The sequence below is a fragment of the Cloacibacillus sp. genome (assembly GCA_036655895.1).
Classification (GTDB): Bacteria; Synergistota; Synergistia; order Synergistales; family Synergistaceae; genus JAVVPF01.
The window spans coordinates 50,971-68,913 of the sequence record JAVVPF010000013.1 but is presented as its reverse complement, the minus strand read 5'-3'; the positions used below and the strand labels follow the sequence as shown (position 1 = coordinate 68,913).

16 protein-coding genes are annotated in these 17,943 nt (G+C 54.9%); 10 read left to right on the top strand and 6 right to left on the bottom strand.

All coding sequences use genetic code 11. The features are described 5' to 3' along the window. From RRY12_05880 to RRY12_05870, 3 genes are all read left to right on the top strand, one after another. The coding region (locus RRY12_05880; GenBank protein ID MEG2184186.1) for a C4-dicarboxylate ABC transporter permease at positions 1–239 on the top strand (239 nt) is incomplete at its 5' end. Positions 240–366: 127 nt separating this feature from the next. Further along, positions 367–1,323 (top strand): TAXI family TRAP transporter solute-binding subunit, encoded by a 957-nt coding sequence (locus RRY12_05875; GenBank protein ID MEG2184185.1) that lies wholly within the window; start codon positions 367–369, stop codon positions 1,321–1,323. A gap of 201 nt (positions 1,324–1,524) precedes the next feature. After that, positions 1,525–2,451 carry a hypothetical protein gene (locus RRY12_05870; GenBank protein MEG2184184.1) on the top strand — a complete coding sequence of 309 codons (927 nt, stop codon included), beginning with the start codon at positions 1,525–1,527 and terminating at the stop codon, positions 2,449–2,451. A gap of 2 nt (positions 2,452–2,453) precedes the next feature. Here RRY12_05870 and RRY12_05865 read toward each other — a convergent pair whose 3' ends face one another. After that, positions 2,454–2,984: a DUF1850 domain-containing protein gene (locus RRY12_05865; protein ID MEG2184183.1), complete on the bottom strand. Its 531-nt coding sequence runs from the start codon at positions 2,982–2,984 to the stop codon at positions 2,454–2,456. Positions 2,985–3,114: 130 nt separating this feature from the next. Between RRY12_05865 and RRY12_05860 the strand changes: the two genes are divergently transcribed. After that, positions 3,115–4,710 carry an ABC transporter substrate-binding protein gene (locus RRY12_05860; GenBank protein ID MEG2184182.1) on the top strand — a complete coding sequence of 532 codons (1,596 nt, stop codon included), beginning with the start codon at positions 3,115–3,117 and terminating at the stop codon, positions 4,708–4,710. Between the two features lie 44 nt (positions 4,711–4,754). Further along, complete coding sequence (locus RRY12_05855) at positions 4,755–6,263, top strand: AMP-binding protein (GenBank protein ID MEG2184181.1); 1,509 nt, start codon at positions 4,755–4,757, stop codon at positions 6,261–6,263. 77 nt (positions 6,264–6,340) lie between these two features. On the opposite strand, the gene RRY12_05850 is transcribed toward RRY12_05855, so the two are convergent. After that, entirely contained in the window at positions 6,341–6,835 is a 495-nt protein-coding gene (locus RRY12_05850) for a prolyl-tRNA synthetase associated domain-containing protein (GenBank protein ID MEG2184180.1), read from the bottom strand. A 144-nt stretch (positions 6,836–6,979) separates the two neighbouring features. Here RRY12_05850 and RRY12_05845 point away from each other — a divergent pair, with 144 nt between their 5' ends. The 3 genes from RRY12_05845 to RRY12_05835 all read left to right on the top strand — a co-directional run bounded on the left by RRY12_05845 (position 6,980) and on the right by RRY12_05835 (position 11,526). Continuing rightward, on the top strand, positions 6,980–9,820 hold the full coding sequence (locus tag RRY12_05845; protein MEG2184179.1) for a UPF0182 family protein: 2,841 nt from the start codon (positions 6,980–6,982) through the stop codon (positions 9,818–9,820). An 85-nt stretch (positions 9,821–9,905) separates the two neighbouring features. Beyond that, positions 9,906–10,691 carry a hypothetical protein gene (locus tag RRY12_05840; protein MEG2184178.1) on the top strand — a complete coding sequence of 262 codons (786 nt, stop codon included), beginning with the start codon at positions 9,906–9,908 and terminating at the stop codon, positions 10,689–10,691. Positions 10,692–10,785: 94 nt separating this feature from the next. Beyond that, on the top strand, positions 10,786–11,526 hold the full coding sequence (locus tag RRY12_05835; GenBank protein ID MEG2184177.1) for a hypothetical protein: 741 nt from the start codon (positions 10,786–10,788) through the stop codon (positions 11,524–11,526). Between the two features lie 78 nt (positions 11,527–11,604). Here RRY12_05835 and RRY12_05830 read toward each other — a convergent pair whose 3' ends face one another. Next, positions 11,605–12,534, bottom strand: a complete 930-nt coding sequence (locus RRY12_05830; GenBank protein MEG2184176.1) for a hypothetical protein — start codon at positions 12,532–12,534, stop codon at positions 11,605–11,607. A gap of 74 nt (positions 12,535–12,608) precedes the next feature. Then, the gene (locus RRY12_05825) at positions 12,609–13,154 is read right to left on the bottom strand and encodes a hypothetical protein (GenBank protein ID MEG2184175.1); all 546 of its coding nucleotides are present in this window, start codon (positions 13,152–13,154) and stop codon (positions 12,609–12,611) included. A gap of 121 nt (positions 13,155–13,275) precedes the next feature. On the opposite strand from RRY12_05825, the gene RRY12_05820 reads away from it, so the two are divergent. Together RRY12_05820 and RRY12_05815 are read left to right on the top strand one after the other, a co-directional pair. Then, positions 13,276–14,718: a glycosyl hydrolase family 18 protein gene (locus tag RRY12_05820; protein MEG2184174.1), complete on the top strand. Its 1,443-nt coding sequence runs from the start codon at positions 13,276–13,278 to the stop codon at positions 14,716–14,718. A gap of 185 nt (positions 14,719–14,903) precedes the next feature. Continuing rightward, positions 14,904–15,293 (top strand): hypothetical protein, encoded by a 390-nt coding sequence (locus RRY12_05815; GenBank protein ID MEG2184173.1) that lies wholly within the window; start codon positions 14,904–14,906, stop codon positions 15,291–15,293. A gap of 99 nt (positions 15,294–15,392) precedes the next feature. Here RRY12_05815 and RRY12_05810 read toward each other — a convergent pair whose 3' ends face one another. After that, positions 15,393–17,282, bottom strand: a complete 1,890-nt coding sequence (locus tag RRY12_05810) for a DUF2207 domain-containing protein (protein ID MEG2184172.1) — start codon at positions 17,280–17,282, stop codon at positions 15,393–15,395. Between the two features lie 7 nt (positions 17,283–17,289). Then, entirely contained in the window at positions 17,290–17,844 is a 555-nt protein-coding gene (locus RRY12_05805) for a LemA family protein (protein ID MEG2184171.1), read from the bottom strand. Positions 17,845–17,943 lie beyond the last annotated feature (99 nt).

The following is a 17,943-nucleotide window of genomic DNA, read 5'->3' as shown; positions in this document are numbered from 1 at the left end:
CTCTTGAAATGGCGCAGGCCATCTGCACGGCGCTCATCGGAGTATTCCTGCTCGCCATGTTCACCATAGGATTCTTTAAAGCGCCTCTTGCGTGGTACATGCGCATTATTGCATTCGGAGGAGCGCTTGGGCTTATGATCCCCGGCACAATATCCGACGTGGCTGGGCTTGCGATCCTCGGCCTCATTTATGTAGTGCAGACGGCGAAAGCAAAAAAACTTGTAGCAAAAGCAGTCTAATAAACTGAAATTTCACTGAAAACGCATTGAGTATTTTTGGAAAAAAGCGTATTATAATCAGCAATTAGCGGAACGGCGTTCACCGCCGTTTCGCATCTGCAAAACTTATTTCAGGGAGGAAACAGAAATGAAGAAAGGCATCATCGCAGCAGTTGTAGCACTTCTCGCAGCACTGTCCCTCACAACAGTTGCCGTAGCAGCGCCTGTTTACATGTCAGTAGCTACCGGCGGAACCACAGGCACTTATTATGCGGTAGGCGGCGCCCTTGCGGCGGCGGTTACAAAGGGCGGCAAGATCCAGTGCACGGCGGAAACAGGAAATGCGTCAGTTGCTAACGCGAACCTTATTGCGACCAAGGGTATCGAAATCGCGTTCGTACAGAACGACATCACCTACTGGGCATACAACGGCCAGCTCATGTTCCAGGGCAAGCCCCTCAAGAACATCCGCACAGTAGCGTCCCTCTATCCTGAGCACGTACAGGTAGTCATCGCGAAGGATGCCGGCATCAAGAGCATCGCTGACCTTAAGGGCAAACGCGTAGGCGTAGGCGCTCCTGGTTCAGGCGTTGAAGGCGACGTTCAGGCTATCTTCAAGGTTGCCGGACTCACCTACAAAGATCTCAAAAAGGCTGACTTCCTCGACTTCGCAGCAACGGCAAGCCGCTTCAAGGACAACCAGATCGACGCCGGATTCGTCGTCGCCGGTTACCCGACAGCAGCCATCATGGACCTCACAACAACAAAGGACGTAGCCCTTCTTAGCTTTGACGACGCTACGCTTGCCAAGCTTCACAAGGCCTATCCGTTCTTTGTAAAGAGCAGCATCCCCGCGAAGACCTACAAAGGCATCAATGAAGCGGTCAACACCCCCGCGGTTATGGCCATCCTCATCACCAACGATTCAGTCCCCGCAGAGCAGATCTACGAATTCCTGAACGGCATGTTCTCAAACCTGAAGGACATCGCTGCCGTCCACGCAAAGGGCAAGGAAATCACGCTTAAGGGCGCGCTCGACGGACTCACAGCTCCTCTGCACCCCGGCGCAGTGAAGTTCTACAAAGAAAAGGGCATAATGAAATAAGCCAGTTTTTACACAGAATAAAAAAGGCCGCCCGAAAGGGCGGCTCTTTTTTATGAAAAAATAATACGCCTTATTAACGAATGATATTTTTAATTTATAACGTAAAATGACGTTGTACCGGTAATATTCCCGCTTTTGTGGATATCTGCGTTTGACAGACGGTATCGTTGCTCAATAACTGTTAAAAGGAGGGGATAGTCCATGCCTATTAATTATTTGATATATGTGATTTCTGCCGCGGCATTTTTGTTTATGATAATTAATATCACGCTCCTTTTCGCCGGGTGCGCGGGGCGCGGATACCTTTTGACCTTCTTTGGCAGACGCGAGGAGCCCTCCGTCCTTGCGCCCTATATGCGTTTTATATCAGGCTCGCGATTTTTTTCCGCGAAGGCGCCCCGCTCGCTATATTACTCCTGTCTGTCGCTCATCGCCGTCTATTATTTTGTGCCTATAGGCGCCTTTTCGTCGTTCATACAAATACGCGGCGGCGTTTTGCTGATGCTCTTCTTTCTGGTGCTTGCTCAGATATTTTGCCTTCACGGGCTGAGAGGATATTCGGAAAAATTTTCCAGGTCGCTTGAGAAGGATCAGCAGGATCTCATGCTGAAATTTACGATGGCCTTTCTGCCGGTCTGCTGCGCCTTCGCGTGGTTTGCGCAGACTACGGGGATTCCCGGCGACTTGCTCGGCCTCTCTGCCTACACCGCGGTTCCGCTCTTTGAGACGGCAAATCTCTGGGGGAAGGCTGGGCTGCTTTTTTTCTTTATGTCGTTGGCCTTTGTCTCGCCTTGCGGGCTCACTCGCGGCTGCGAGGCGCCGGAATATATTTCGCTGCTTGAGGTCTTTGACGGGCTTCGCGCCTCGCTTGCCCCAGTCATAATAACGGCGCTCTTTGTGCCGTGGAACGTAAGCGGGGCGCTGGGGCTTTCGAGCGCTTCGATGTTCGCCGCGGATTTCGCGGCCTTCTGGGTCAAGGTCTTTGTCATGCAGATGGCGGTCATTCCGCCCCTTCGCGCTCTCTACCGCGGGATGCAAAAAAGCCTGCCCGGTTGGGCCGGCTCGTATCTGTTTCTTTTGTTTTCTCTAGTAGGCGCCCTCTGTTTTTTCGCCAATCTTTATTTATGATTTTATGAGCCGCCGTTAAAAACTTTTTCAAGGCCTACCGGCTTTGAAAGGATAAGAGGCGCGTTTCTTGCCGTCACCGTCAGCCGTTGTCCGGGGAATATCCTGTAAAGCGGGGAGGGGGCGTATGGTGCGATAATAAGTTTGTTTTTTCCGAAGCGCTCGTTTCCGACTCTGAGGTAGAACCGGTCCCAGGGTTTTCTGCCGCCCTGAAAGATGAGCCATTCGTCCGTCCTGGTGAAGAGGCCGTTCTCCGGCGCAAAACAGGGCATACCGGCGTTTGATGACTTTACCCGCTCCTGCCACTGCCAGACTTTGCCGTCAAGAACGCGATATTCGTCTTCGACCGGCGTGAGCTCTACCGAATGTATGTAGGTGGTGGTGAAGGATTGCCCTGACGCCATTGGCATTGAAAATAATATTTTATCCTCTTTGTCGAGGAAGGCCAGCGAATCGACGCGCCAGCCTAAAATCGCCGCCGCCGCTAAAACGGTGGTCAGAAATATATATGTGACTGCGCCTTTTATATTCTTCATATTTTTCCTGCCGACTCCAATATTTATTCTTTTTAAATTATATCACAGCCCTTCGTTCATTTTGAGTTCCGTAAATTTATTTATTCGGCTCTTTGCTGTATACTTATTAAGTAAGGTAAGGAGTGAAAAAATGTCCGAAGATATACGGGATGTAGTGTCCGAACTGGTTGAAACGTATGGAATAAAAATTTTAGAAGATCCTGACAGACTATCCCAATTTTTGGAAGACCGCTGTGCGCAGCAGGCTGAGGAGAGTTTCAGGCTTACATTTGCTCTGCGCCGTCTTTTAAAAAGCGGCTGGCGTCCCGCCGCGCACGCGGGGCGGCTCACGGAGGCAGAATACCCCTTATCGTGCCAGCTTGGTTTTTCGCGCGAGGAATCTCAGTATGTATTTGATTTGATAAACGATGTGCAGGCAAAGCTGTACGGCAGGCAGGACGAGCTTCCTATGCCGGAAGAGGAGCTTATCGCCGTGCCGGGAAACTTAAAAAGAATATCGGGCGGCATCTCAAACCGTCCGCGCGGCAAGAGCATCAGGAAAAACTCTCTCAACAACGGGCTTATCATGATAGCGGCGCTTGTCGCCATCACGATACTTTTCTTTCAGATAGGCAGCCAGCGCACGCCGGTCGGAGACGAGCTGCGCATCGCCTATTTCGCGCCGATGTCAGGGCCGGAGGCCGCGCTTTCGCATTTGCAGCTTCGCGCGGCGCAGCTTGCGGTGGAGCGCATAAATTTACAGGGGCCCATCAAGGGACAGTACAAACTGAAGGTGGTGGGCTTCGACCTTCCGCGTGACCCTAAAAAGGCGGTGGCGGCCGTGAAGCGCGCCATGAAAGATAAAAGCATTCTTGTAATGATGGTTGGGGCCAACAACGGCAGCCTTTCGGAACTTGCCGCGGCCGCGGACGAGATAGAGGCGCCGCTCGTGGTGACGGCTAAAAGACCGCCCGACGACGAACTGATGAGTGTGAACGGGCCGTTCCTCTATGCCTACAGCCTTACCAGCGACGCGGCATACCGCGGCAAGGCGCTTTCCTATTTTGCGACGCAGGCGCTGAAAAAGAAAAAATTCGCGGTCTATTACGACCCAGCCGACGCGGTGAAAGAAAAAGTGAGCGCCTCGGTGCGCAAGTGGGCGCGCGGCTTTGGCGCGGCCGTAGTGGCCGAGCTGCCCTACAGACAAAACGCTGGCGGACACGCCGTGGCGCTTAAAGCTCTTGCAGAAAGCGGCGCGGATGTTCTTATACTTCCCGCAAGCGGCAAAGAGGCGGCGAAGATCGTTGCCGCCGCGGCCGAAACGGGGCTTTCAATTCCGATTTTGGGCGAGGACTATACCGAGGACCTTTACGACAGCGCCGGCGCCGCGCTTAAGGGCAGTTGGTGGATAAACGAAGTCTCCTCGCTTGATCCAGCCATTCGCTCCGTGCTCAAGGACTACCGCAGTCTTTATAACGAGAACTGTCCGCCGGAGAACGTGGCGGCGGCCATCCTTGCCTATGACGGGCTTCAGTGGGTGGCGGCGGCGCTTCGCGAGTCTCCAGGATTTCGCGGAGAAGCGATCCGGCATACGCTGCTTGCCACGCAAAACCTTCCTCTGGCGCACGCAACTCTCACCATAGACCCAAGAAGCCATCTGCCGCTCAACAAAGCGATGGCCGTAGTCTACTGTGCGAACGACAAGGGTATTTTTCAAAGAAGGATAAGACCGGGAAGTTCGGATTGACCTAAACGCGATTTTTATCTTTAATTTATATGGGGTGTAGCTTTATGTCAGAAAAAAATTCTTATCATCGCCTTGAAGATGCGATCTGCGGCGCGTGGCGCGGCAGGCAGGATTCTCCCTGTATATGGTGGCAGGGAGAATGGTGGAGCTGGGGCCGTCTTGAGGGACTCGCCGCGGAGTGTGAAAACAGCCTGCGCGCTTCGGGCTTTCGTCCCGGCGCGAGGATTGCGATACTTCTTCCGAACTCGCCGATGGTGTTGGCTCTTTCTATCGCCTGCTGGCGCCTTCGCGGGGCCGTAGCACCGCTCAACGCGCGCACCGGCGCGGCAAACCTCGCCGCCACCATCAAAATGCTGGATGTAGCGGCTGTGATGCTGACGTCCGAGGCCTGCGAAAAGGCGAAGGAGGGCGGCTTTGACTCCTCCGTGCCGCTTGTTCCTGTCTCGCTTGAAGGGGGACTGCCCGCGTGGCAAAGCAGACAGGGCGAGCCGGACGACGAAGCGACGGCGGTAATATTTTCCACCTCCGGCACAGCCGGGATGCCTAAGGCCGTCTGCTGCCTTCATTCAAACATATTGAGCAACATAGCGCCGATAGGAGGACATGTCCCGCACCTGCTTGACGAAGACGCCGTATTTTTGAACGTGCTGCCCAACTTCCACACCTTCGGATACAACGTAGCTGGCATCCTTCCGCTGTGCAGCGGCCTTCGGCAGACGATAATCCCGAGCTTCGTGCCGGTGGAAAAGACTGTCGCCGCGATAAAAGAATCGGGCGCAAACAGAATAATAGCCGTACCGACCGTGATGGCCTTTCTGCTTGGCGCTCTTGCGAAGAAGGACGAACATCTGACCGGCATAACGCACGTCGTTGTCGGCGGCGACCGGCTGAACGTGAAGATGGACGAGCAGTCGAAGCTCTACCTCGGAGTGGGGATACTCGAAGGCTATGGTCTGACGGAATGTTCGCCCGTAGTTGCCGTAAACGGCCTTGAAGAGACAAAAAAGCTGGGCACGGTGGGAACGCCGTACCATGATTACGAGCTTGCGATACGAAGCCGCGAAGGCGAGCTGCTAGATATACACGAAGAGGGCGTGCTGTGGCTCAAAGGGCCGTCCGTCGTTCCTGGCTATTTCCGCGACGCGGCCAATACGGCGGAGCGTTTTCACGACGGCTGGTTCAACACCGGCGACGTCGTGCGCATAGACGAGGACGGCTTCATCAGGATAGTAGACAGGGCCACGGACATAATAATCGTAAGCGGCTTCAACGTATATCCGCAGGAGGTCGAGGCGGTGCTCTCGGCGCATCCAGCCGTTCACTCCGCAGTTGCGGTCGGCGAGAAAAACAGCGTTGCGGGCGAGCTGGTGAAGGCCTTCGTGATTTTGAATGACGGCGCGCAGGCGACGCCGAAGGAACTGATGGAATACTGCCGCGAGCGCCTCGCTCACTACAAGGTGCCGCGCAAGATAGGCTTCGTCACGGAATATCCGCTGTCCGCGGCGGGCAAGGTGCTAAGACGCGAGCTTCGAAAGATGAAAATCAATAAGTAAAGCTGAGAAGTAAAAAAATTAAATGAACGAAAAAACAAGAGCGCCCCGAAAGATATTTTTCGCGGGGCGCTCTTTGTTTACTGGATCTTGATGAAGCTCAGTTTGTTGCCTCTGCTTTCGACAACCTTCACGATGTCGCCGAAAGAGAGCCACAGCGTCTCCGTGTTGTCGCACGGGTGTACGCCGAGGCGCGGCCGGCCTTTAAGGTCAGCGTCCACGAGCACCTCGACGCTATGCGCGCAGTCGTTGAGCACGCCAAGCGGCGTGACCGCGCCTTTTATCAGTCCGAGGTTGTCCATGAGGCGTTCTTCGGAGCCGAAGCTGAGCCGCGTGCTGCCTATCTGCGCGCGAATCGCCTTAAGGTCCGCGCTCTTTGCCTCGTCAAGCACCACCAGGAAGTGGCGTTTGCCCTTCTCGTCGCGGAGGAAGAGATTTTTGCAGACGTTTTCTATCTGCATACCCTCTATCTCCTTCATCTCATCTATCGTGTAGACGGCTTCGTGTTCTGTCGTTTCGTAAGAGATGCCCATAGCGTCAAGCATCTCGTGTACCTTTTCTTTTGTAAGCGGCATTTTTCCCCTCCTAAGTGCTGATCTTTTCAAGCATAATGATCTTTAAGCATTATAATAGTTGATATATGGCTTTTCTACTGGACAGCGGGCGATATTTGGTCAAAAATATAATAAATCGTGATAAACGACAGAGGGGTGCTCAGCGTGGATATAAACGACCTGTTCAGAAATATAAAAAACGGCGGACGAGAGTGGACGACGGGAGACGGGGACAACGGCTCCGGGTGGGACGACGGCTCGTCCCCAGCAAGAGAGATAAAAATTCCGAAGTTGAATAAGTTCTGGTTTCTCGTAGGCGGGCTTTTCGTGCTTTTCGGCATAGTGCTGCCCTCGATTGCGGACTTTATGACGAACCTCTACTGGTTTGAGGCGCAGGGTTTTCAGTCTGTCTTCTGGCGCAGGTTCTGGGTCAAGTGGGAGCTTTTCGCAGCGGCCTTCGTTCCGGCCTTTGCGGTATACGCGCTGAACTGGAGCATCGCCTTTCGCCGTTCTTCCGCGCGCCTTGTCGAGATGACGCGCGACGAGGAGGCGAAGACGCGTTTTCTCAGAAGGGCGCTCATAGTAGCGGCCTTTGTCGCAGCGCTGCTCAACGCGCTGAACGCAATGGGCATGTGGCATGAATTTCTGAAATTTATGAACCCGACCGCCTTCGGCGAGACGGATCCCCTCTTTAAGGTGGACATCGGCTTTTACGTCTTCAGCCTGCCCTTTATAAAGTTCGTCCAGGTGTGGGCGCGCGGCCTTTTGATGCTCTCGCTGATAGGGTCTGCCGCGATTTATTTCTCAAAGCGTCTCATATCGTTCCAGCCCGGCTCCTTTTATTTTGCGCCGGAGGCTCGGCTGCACCTCACGCTGCTTGGAGCATTGATTCTCGTCCTCTGGGGCGCCGGGTACTGGATAGCGCGTTATGAGCTGCTATTTTCGCCGACCGGCGTCGTCTTCGGCGCGGGCTACACCGACACGCACGTCATACTGCCAGCGCTCACGATACTGGCCTTTGCGATGTTTGCGGCCGCGGCGCTCCTTTGCGTGAACTTCTTCCGTCCTATGTGGAAGCTCTCCCTGATCGTCATCGGAGTGCTCTTCGTCACGGGAGTGGCCGCGCGCACCCTGCTGCCGGGCATCGTTCAGCAATACCGCGTCAAGCCCAACGAATATGAGATGGAAAAGCCGTACCTCTCCTATCATCTGGACTACACGCGGCGCGCCTTCGGCCTGAGCGGAGTCAAGTCCGTTTCCTTCACTCCAGAGGCTGAGGTGACGCCGCAGGAGCTAAACGACGACAACGAGACGGTGCAGAACATACGCCTCTGGGACTACTCGCCGCTTTTGCGCACCTACCGCCAGTTGCAGGCCATACGCACCTACTACGACTTCAACGACGTCTATATCGACCGCTATCTCATCGGAGGCAAGAGCCGCCAGGTGATGCTCGGCGTCCGCGAACTGGAGCTTTCAAAGCTGCAAAACCCGACCTGGGTCAACACTCACCTTGAATTTACTCACGGCTACGGCGTAGTCATGAACCCGGTAAACGAGATAGCCTCGGGCGGCCTCCCATATTTCTTCATGAAGGACCTGCCGGTACGTTCTACAGTCGACATTCCGCTCACGCGGCCTGAGATATATTTTGGCACGAACCTTTCGTCTTATGTGCTCGTCAAGACCGACGTCAAGGAATTTGACTACCCGATGGGCGATTCAAACGTCCGCTCGGAATACATCGGCGACGGCGGCGTATCTATCGGTTCTTTCTGGCGCAAGCTGCTCTTTACGCTGAAATTCCGCGACACGGAGATACTCTTCACCGGCGCGCTCAACGAAAAAAGCCGCGTGCTCTACAACAGGAGCGTGCGCCACGCCTTCGAGGATATAGCGCCATTTCTCATCTACGACGCCGAGACCTATCCGGTTCTTGTTGACGGGCGCATCAAATGGATGCAGGACGCCTTCACGTGGTCCGACCGCTATCCGTATTCAAAGCCCTTTGACAGCGGAGAGAGCACGCTGAGCCTTTTCCGTGGCGTCAACTACATCAGAAACAGCGTAAAGGCCGTGGCCGACGCCTACACGGGCCGCATGGAGTTTTACGTCGTAAACGACAAAGACCCTCTCATTCGCTCGTGGATGAAGATATTCCCCGAACTCTTCAAAGACAAGAGCCAGATGTCCGAAACTTTGCTGCGCCACATGCGCTACCCCGAAGATTTCTTCGAGGTGCAGACAGAGGTCTTCTGCACCTATCACATGACCGACACGAACACCTACTACAACCGCGAGGACGTATGGGAGGTGACTCCGGTCGGGCGCGAGCACAGAGTGCGCCCCAACTACGTCACAGTTAAGCTGTGGGGCGAGAAGACTCCGGAATTTTCAATCATCGTGCCATACATGCCGCTTGGCCGCGACAACCTCATCGGATGGATGGCGGGACGCTGCGACGCGGAGCGCTACGGCGAGCTGATGGTCTATCAGTTCCCGAAGCAGAAGCTCATCTACGGCCCAGGACAGGTGGAGGCGCTCATCGACCAGAACCCGGAGATATCGGCCCAGCTTTCGCTCTGGAGCCAGCGCGGTTCGGACGTCATACGCGGAGACCTCCTCGTCGTGCCGATAGGCAAATCTCTGCTCTATGTACAGCCGCTCTACCTCAAAGCTGAAAAAGGCGAACTGCCGGAGCTCAAACGCGTCATCGTCTCCACCGGAGGACGCGTCGCGTGGGCGGAAGATTTCGGCGGCGCGCTTGAAAAATTGATGAGACAGAGAGTTTCCGTTTCAACCGGCACGACGACGGTGACAGGTTCGTCGCCCGCTGCGCAGCACAGCGGCATCGCCGACGAAAACATAGGCGCTCTCGCCGCGGAGGCCCAGTCGCTTTACGAGGCCGCGCAGAACGCGCAGCGCGCGGGAGAATGGGGGCAGTACGGAGATAAGATAAAACGGCTCGGCGAGGTCATAGGCAGAATGAAGGAAATATCAAAATAACGGCAGTTTCTATAATTAAAAAAGTTATGGAGAGTTTTAATAATCTAAAGATGAATACAAATATCAGATATAAGAGGTGCGTTATATGAAACCAACAAGATCTTTGGCGCTCGCGCTGCTTTTTGCCGCAGCGCTCCCCGTCTGCGCGCGGGCCGACTTGATACCGGCGGCATCAGAGACGGAGGCCGTAAGCTACGAGCAGAAAGCCATCGAGGAGAAGCAGCAGGCGCTTCAGACGGACATTGCCGAAGTGACGCAGGAGATACAAAGCGTGGACAAGAAAATTGAGGCAGCGCCGGTATCTCTGCCCGATATTTACGGAGTCTCCCTTGCGCTCATACGCGACGCGCAGATAAGAGAGGCGACGCAGCAAAGCTCGCAGCAGTATTACGCGGATGGACGCCCCGATAAGGCGGCCTCCGTCATAGGAAGAGCTCTTGGCGCCGCAAACGATTATTCCCTGTTTTTCCTTGGGAACTTCTGTCTCACGGCGCTTACAGCGGCCGGCGACGCCGACGCTCAGCTTGCCTTCATCTCAGGCTTCATGCGCGGCTATTCAAAGTGCGGCGTGCTCGTCTTCACGACGGCGGCGGTAAAACGCTATACGGTCTATCCGCTTAAGATGGGAGAGCCGTGGAGCGCCGTCCCGCCGAACGTCGCCTCCGCCGCGCCGGGGCAGCGCGTCTATGTCGGCAAGGGGCTTGTCTTCGTCCCCTTTGCCTACGGCTCTAAGTTTAAAGTGGACATAGTATCAAAGGCCGGCGCGAATGTGAGAATGTGGAAGGTGATGCCGGAAGGCGTCAACGAAAAAAATTGGCAGGGCGGAAATTGGGAGAAGGAAATATCTGTGCGCGGAGATGTAAAATTTTAAGAGCGCGAATTTACTCTTGCAATTTACAACCATTGTGGATTAGAATTATTACAGATAGGAAATATATCCCTAACGGGTAAAGGCGGTGCTCAAAATGAAAAAAATAAATTCGGTGATTGCTCTTGCGATGCTTGCTGCGGCATTTTTCGCGGTCCAGGCGGAGGCGGCGCAGAGCTGGGATCAGTTTGTGCAGCAGATGGAGATGCAGCAGAAGATAAAGTCGGAGGGGCCTCAGTATCTGGCGACGATAGCGGCTCAGGCGCCTGCCGGAAGCGATATGGAGCTGTGGAAGCTCTCTTGTTCGGCGCCGGACCTTGCGACTCGGGCTGCGGCCTCTGTGGCTTTGGTGAACAGATGGTTCCCGAACGGCGACCCGGCCCAGTGGCAGCAGGTGACTGGATTTTTCCCGCAAACCAGCTATATCCCGCGCCAGATAGTAGCGGTAAACGCGATTTTTAACGCGGTCACCGCGCTCTCTCAGATGCCGGAGGGCAAGTTTGCCGCCGCCTATCTTATGACGCGCTTCGGACAGTCTTCGATGGGGCGGCTCGTCTTCATCGACACCACCTCCGCCGCCTTCCGCAAGACGCTGGACAACCTTATAGCCGAGACGGCGATGACCGGCTTCTGGGGCAGCTCGACCATAGAGGGCCCATATCCGTTCGTGCCGGTATATAACGGGAGTGTGACGATGAACAGAGCCATCAGCAACAATTACCAGTTCTTAGACGGCTTCGGCGGCATTGCCACAATGGGGCCGTATGCGTGGGACCGTGTACATGGATACGTCTACCAGATAATTGAGCCAGGCGAACATTTTTATTTTAAAGATTGACCATCTGCGCAAATAAAAGCGCGCCGCCCCTTTGCTTATAGGGGCGGCGCGCTTTGTATTTTGCTTTATTGATTTTGTTTATTCAGCTTCGGCGGCCTTTCCCAGTTCTTCCAAGATATCTCCGGTGAAGCCGATGGCTGTCGCGTCGATCTCTTCGATCTCGCAGCCCTTCTTTTCCATTTTTTCTATCTCTTTTTTCGCCGCCTCGACCTTGTCGAGAACGCCGTATTCCTCGTAACCTTCTTTGAGCACCTGCATCTCTTTTTTGTCGTCGATTCTGTCGGTGATATAGCCGAAGAGGAAGGTGGGGGCGCTTAAGGCGGCAAGGCGTTCGTCCGTCTTTGACCACGGCTCGTAAAGGTACATCGCGTCGCTGATGGCGTCAGCCTCGTCCTCGTCAAGGTCGTCCTCTGACTCGGGGAAGTCCCACATGCCCAGCACATAGAAGGGGACATCGGGCGAGATAGACATCGCGTAGTTGACGGCGTCGAATACTTCGAGTTTGTCGGCGCCCTGTTCAAGCAGAGCTATCGCGCGCGCGTGTTCGCCCAGGACGGATTCAAGCGGATCGGCCTCAAGAGTGTCGAGTATCTCAGCGTAAAGGCCGAGGTCCAGCATACACCGGTAGAGCAGCGTGCGTCCGGGGTAGATGCCCTCGTCGTCGAAGTTTGTAAGTTCCTTCGCATACTCGTAGGCCTGTTCCGTCTCGCCGGCAGCAAGCACAGAGAAGCCGAGGTTCATCAAAATCGTGGCGTAGGCCATCGCGTCGCGGTCGTCTTCAAGCGACGGCGGCTCCGTCTTTGCCTCTACCACAGCGCGCGCAACATCAAGCGCCTCGCGCAGCATGTCGAGGTTGTCTAGCGCCTCGTCGTTGTCCATTCCCTCCCAGACCGCCAGCTTTCCGTGGGGGTCGTTCGGGTCGAGGGCCAGAAGCTCCTGGCCGAGCGCTTTTATCTCTTCGGGGGTCTGTGCCTCGTCAAGCTTGTCAAGCAGATTTTCTTTTGTCATCGTTCGTATCCTCTCTCTAAAAAGAATATGTTGCAGCTTCTATATTACCATTGTCGCTTAAACTCATTATACGTTCAAAGCGTAGAAACAACCAGAATCACCGCTCCAGTTTTATGGAGCTTCATTATATAGATGAACCTCCCGTCGCGCACGCGGCGCTGTCTGCCGTCCAGCACTGGGCCTGATATCCCAAGCTCCGTCAGTATTGCGCGCGCCCTTTTCTCCGTCATATTTAAATTGGTGGAGAGTATGAGCTGCGTGCAGACGCCTTCGTACTGCTCCTCTCCGTCCGGCAGGCCGGAGCGGCTGTAGCCCGGAAACGCTTCGCCGTCTGAGATTATAAACGAGAGCGCGGCGTTTTTCACCCGGTCTTTGTTCTGCATGTTTATAAAAAGGGCGATGGAATCGTTGTATTCCGCGACGTAATTGCCCTCCGGAGTCGCCAGCATTTCTTCCTCGATGCGCTCAATGGAATAGCCCCACTTTACGCGGCCATAGGCGACGCCCATCTGCGTCAGAAAGACTGACATCGTGACGCCCATGCCGCGTCCGGCATACGCTGCGCCCGGCTCCATTATCAAAATCAACGCGGCGGCCGCCGCAAGTAACTTTTTCATCATTTGACTCTTCCCATCGGCCGAAATAATTTAGGCCATAACGCAGATTATATCAGAAGATGAGAGGCAGGAGCCAGCTTTTTGAGGTAAAATATCAAGGTACTATGAAAGGGGATTTCTTTTTATGAAAAACTTTGCTCGAAAAGCGGCTGGCGCGCTGGCCGCGGCCGTGCTGCTTTCTCTGCTTTCCGCGGGCCTCTGCGCCGCCGCGGATACGGACCAGACGGTGGAACTCTTTTACGAACACGACGGAACGCGCGACCTTTTAGGCACGGCCTTCTACAGGGCCGACGCGCTGTGGGCGCCAGCTCAGGCCCTTCGCGTCATGGGAGCCGTCCTCACCGACGGCCCGAACAATAAAGGCTTTTACATCAACGTGCAGGATCCTGCGCAGGCCTTCGACAGCCCTCAACTGGCGCAGCTTGCGGGGCAGAGCCTGTCGCTCTACTTCCCATCGCTTTCTGTTTCCGGGATATCATATTTTAACGTCTCCGGCATGAGCGCTCTGACAAATCTCAATTTCAGACGCGAAAACGGCAGCGTCGTCTTCACGGAGGCCAAAAACCCAAAAGGATACGACGGACCTCTTCGAGAAAAACCACAGCCTATTTCTGGAAAGCTGACAATGACCTGGGAATATGTCTCGCGCGACAATCCAAACCTCGCCGCCTCTCCGAAGACGCCCGGGCTTGACGTCGTATCGCCCACATGGTTCAACCTTATGGATACGAACGGCGGCATGGCAAACCGCGCCTCCGCCGCATACACAAAAGCTGCGCACGAACGAGGCTGGCGCGTTTGGGGGCTCGTCTCAAACAGCTTCAACGCCGCAATGACCGCAGGCTTTCTTAAAAACCAGCGCGCTCAAGATCTCTTCATCGCGCGGCTTATCGTCTATTCAAAAATTTACGACCTAGACGGGATCAACGTAGACTTCGAGGGCTTCAACGAAACGGACCGCGACGCCTATACGCGCTTTATCGCAAAGCTGGCACAGGCGCTGCGCGGCGAAGGGCTTGCCGTTTCCGTTGATGTATTCGTCCCGGCCAACACAAAATCCTCGCGCAGCCATAACAGAGCGGAGCTTTCAAAATATGTAGACTACGTCATGCTGATGGCCTACGACGAGCACTGGCGCACAAGCCCGCGTTCCGGCTCCGTCGCGTCGCTTTCATGGGTGACGCGCGCCGTAGAAGGCGCGCTTGCGGAGGGCGTTCCTGCGGAGAAGCTTGTGCTGGGCGTTCCCTTTTACATGCGCCGCTGGGAAGAGACTGGCTCCGGCTCAAACCTCAAAGTAAAATCATTCACTCTGACCATGGCGGAGTCCGAGTCGCTCGCGCAGCGCACCGGCGCCGCGCTGAAGTGGCTTGAGGCCGCGGGGCAGCATTATTTTGCCTACGCAGAGAACGGAAAAACCTATAAAGTGTGGGTCGAAAACGCGGATTCAATAGGCCGCAAGCTTGACCTCGTGGTAAAACACGGCCTTGCCGGAATGGCGGGCTGGAGAAGAGGCCACGAAAAACCAGAGGTATGGAACAAAATATCCCAGATGATGGGCAAAATATAAAAGGCCGGAAGTTTTCACCGACTACACCGTGCCTCCGCACCTTTTAACAATACGACAGCGCCGCTTGTTCTGTATTTTAACAACGGCGCTGTTTTGTGACTCATTTGAATATTTAAGTTTTTTCGCTTATTTCAATTATAGTGATTTCGGGTGTATCATATAAAATATTATACAGGGGGGCGGTAATGATGCAGGAGAAATTATGGGCTGTAGTTCAGATGAAGGCTGGCGAACCCGAGGTTGTGCTTGTTTTTGATGATAAAGGCGACGCGGAATATTTTGCGGAAGAACTTTCAGGCGAAGGCAGATGCACTGTAGTCTCAACCTCCCTCAGCAGACACAATGAGGCCGAAGAGTCCCTTGCGCGCATCGAACTGCCGGAATTTAACAGCGAGTGTATAGAATGCCTTATCATGGACACGCACCAGCTTTCAGAAGAAAAGCAGGAGGCCGCGGCGAAATTTCTCGAAGAACATCGCAGCGAGATACAAAGCGGCGCCGAGAAGGCGGCAAACGCCTACATTAAAAAGAGCCTGAACGAATATATCCTCAACGAACGAGTGATACTGGGATAAAAACTTCGCCGCGGCGCAGATCAAAAATCAAAAAGAAAGAGAGCCAAAGTTTGGCTCTCTCTTTTTTGACTTTATGCTTGCTGTGAGGCGTAGGGCCGTTTACCAGCCTGAGCCGCCGCCTCCTCCGCCTCCGCCGCCAGAGAAACCGCCTCCGCCCGAGCCTGAGGATAGCGTAGGCGATGAAGACGGTTTAGTCATGCCGGAGGTTATGCTTCTGTTCAGATCGTTTGCGAAGCTGTTGAAGCCGCCGGCGTTCAAGAAAAGGTACGGAGTTGCGCCGACGTACCAGCTTGGTTTGTAGTCGGCCTTCGCAAGCACGCTCTCAAAGCGCGCGCTCCACGCCTTTACCTCGCCGGTGGCTACTGCGTAGGGCAACAGCCGCTCAAAGAGCTCCGGTGTTTCGTCAGGGGCGTCAAGCATCTCCATGCGCGCCTTTTCAGCGACGGAGATGTAGAGTTTCAGCCCTTCCGCCTCTGAATATATTTCAGCGCCGCGCACCGTCCACTGCGTGAGAAACGGCAGCGCTGCGGCTGCTGCCGCGGCTGATGCGCCAAACAATACGACGGGAAGGCCGCCCTCGCTCATTGATTCGGCAAGCCCAGCCGCGATCACGGTGACGGCCGCGCCTATCACAAGGGTCACAGCTGCTGAAAATATTTTCGAGGAGGTGCGCGGTTTCATGCCCAAACCGCGCATGAAGCCGACAAGAAGCGTCACTGCGGCCGCGGCGGCGCAGCAGGCGACGGTCGTAGCCGATTCTCCAGTAAACGGAGTGAGCGCCGCTATGCCGGCCGCGATCATTAAAACGGCGGTGACCGCTATCTTTGCGTACGATTTTGTGAATCCGTCGCAGAGAACGGCGACATTGCCGGCCATCGCGTTTTTGCAGGCGCTAAGCTTGACCGCGTTTTTCTGTTCTATCTTTACGGAGTCCGCGCCGTCCTCAAAGAGCGTCTCGTACATCGCCTCTTCGTCCGCCGTCAGCTTTGCGGGACTGCTTTCTTTTTCCAGCGTGTACGACTCAGTCTTCGTACCGAAGATGGAGCTTTTTTCAGAGGAGATTATTTTGAGCGCTCCCTTCACTGCAAGCGCCATGACGTTTGCCGTAAAAGAGGTCTGGTCCACCGTGCTCTCAAGGATATTGCGCACGCAGGCGGGAGAGGCGTCGTCGGGGGGATAGAAGCGCGCTATGACCGCGGGGACCGGGACGCGTTTTACGAACGTGAAAAACGAAAAGGCAAGCCAAGAGAGGACGGCGATAAGCGCGGCCGCCGCTATCATCCACTGAGCGCGCGTGTTTCCAAAAAACGGAGCCGGCTCAGAGACGAGCCCCTTCGGGAAGGTGTAGACCACGGTCATTCCCTCGCCTGGATAGAGCGTTTTTGTGGAGGATACGGTGTTTTTTGACGAGAGCCTCGCATAGGCCGGGTCGCCCTTTTCGCCGTATCTTCCAACGTACCATTCTATCGAACGGAACGGGACGGAGGCCTCTTCCTGCGGCAGCGACACAGTGCAGGAGGCATTGAGTATCGGCCACGACCAGTGGTTGCCTGTGGCGTTCCAGTAGAGTTCGTCGAACTGCTCAAAGAAGCCCACCTGCCTGGTGGTGACGTAGCGTATCACATATTTTCTCAGGCCCTGAGGCACCATTACGTTTTTATCGCCGATGCGCAGGTTTGCGTAATCGCCCTCGTATTCGACGCTCCACGGAACCTCCGCGCCGTCGAGCGTCACCGACTGCACGTCAAAGCCGACCTCAAAGGAGCGCCCGTCTTTGTCCGTGTAATAAATGGGAAAGCTCCGTACTATGCCGCGCCTTATGGTGATGTTTTCGACGTTGATGAGAAGCCGTTCGGTCACCTCAAGCGCGCTGTCCTTGCGTATTTGGACGTCGCTTGTGAACTCTTTTATCACCTCGGCGGCGGAGGCCGGAGCTGCGATAAGAAAGAGCGCGGCAAGCGCCGCGCATAACCTTTTTGCCGCCGTCATAACAGCCTTAATTGAACGAGACCTTCGGATTGGCCCGCTCCGCTTCGTCGGCCTCGTAATACGGCATCTCTTTGAATCCCATCGGCCCAGCTATGAGCACGGCCGGGAACTGCTGCACGCCGTTGTTGAGGTTTCGCGCGGAACCGTTGTAGAAGCGGCGCGCCATCTGTATCTCGTCTTCTATCTTTGAGAGCTGATCCTGAAGCTGCATGAAGTTCGTGTTGGCTTTGAGGTCTGGATAGGCCTCGGCTACAGCAAAGAGCGAGCGCAGCGTCGATGTGAGCATGTTTTCAGCTTTGAGCCGTTCTTCCGTGTCGCCGCCGGCGTTCACCACGGCGGTGCGCGCCTTCGTCACCTCTTCGAGCGTGCCGGCCTCATGTTTCGCGTAGCCCTTTACCGTCTCGACAAGGTTCGGTACAAGGTCACTGCGGCGTTTGAGCTGAACGTCGATGCCGCTCCATGCCTCCTGTGCCATATTGCGAAGCTTAACCAAACCGTTATATATCGCCACCAGCCACAAAACGAGCAGAGCGGCTATTCCCAGGATTATCCAAAGCGTCATTGCAAAAAACTCCTTCCAAATTATGGTGATTTAAGCATTATGATTATACAGCTTTGGGCCTTAGACGTGTTAATATTTAATGCGTATCTAAGCTGCGCA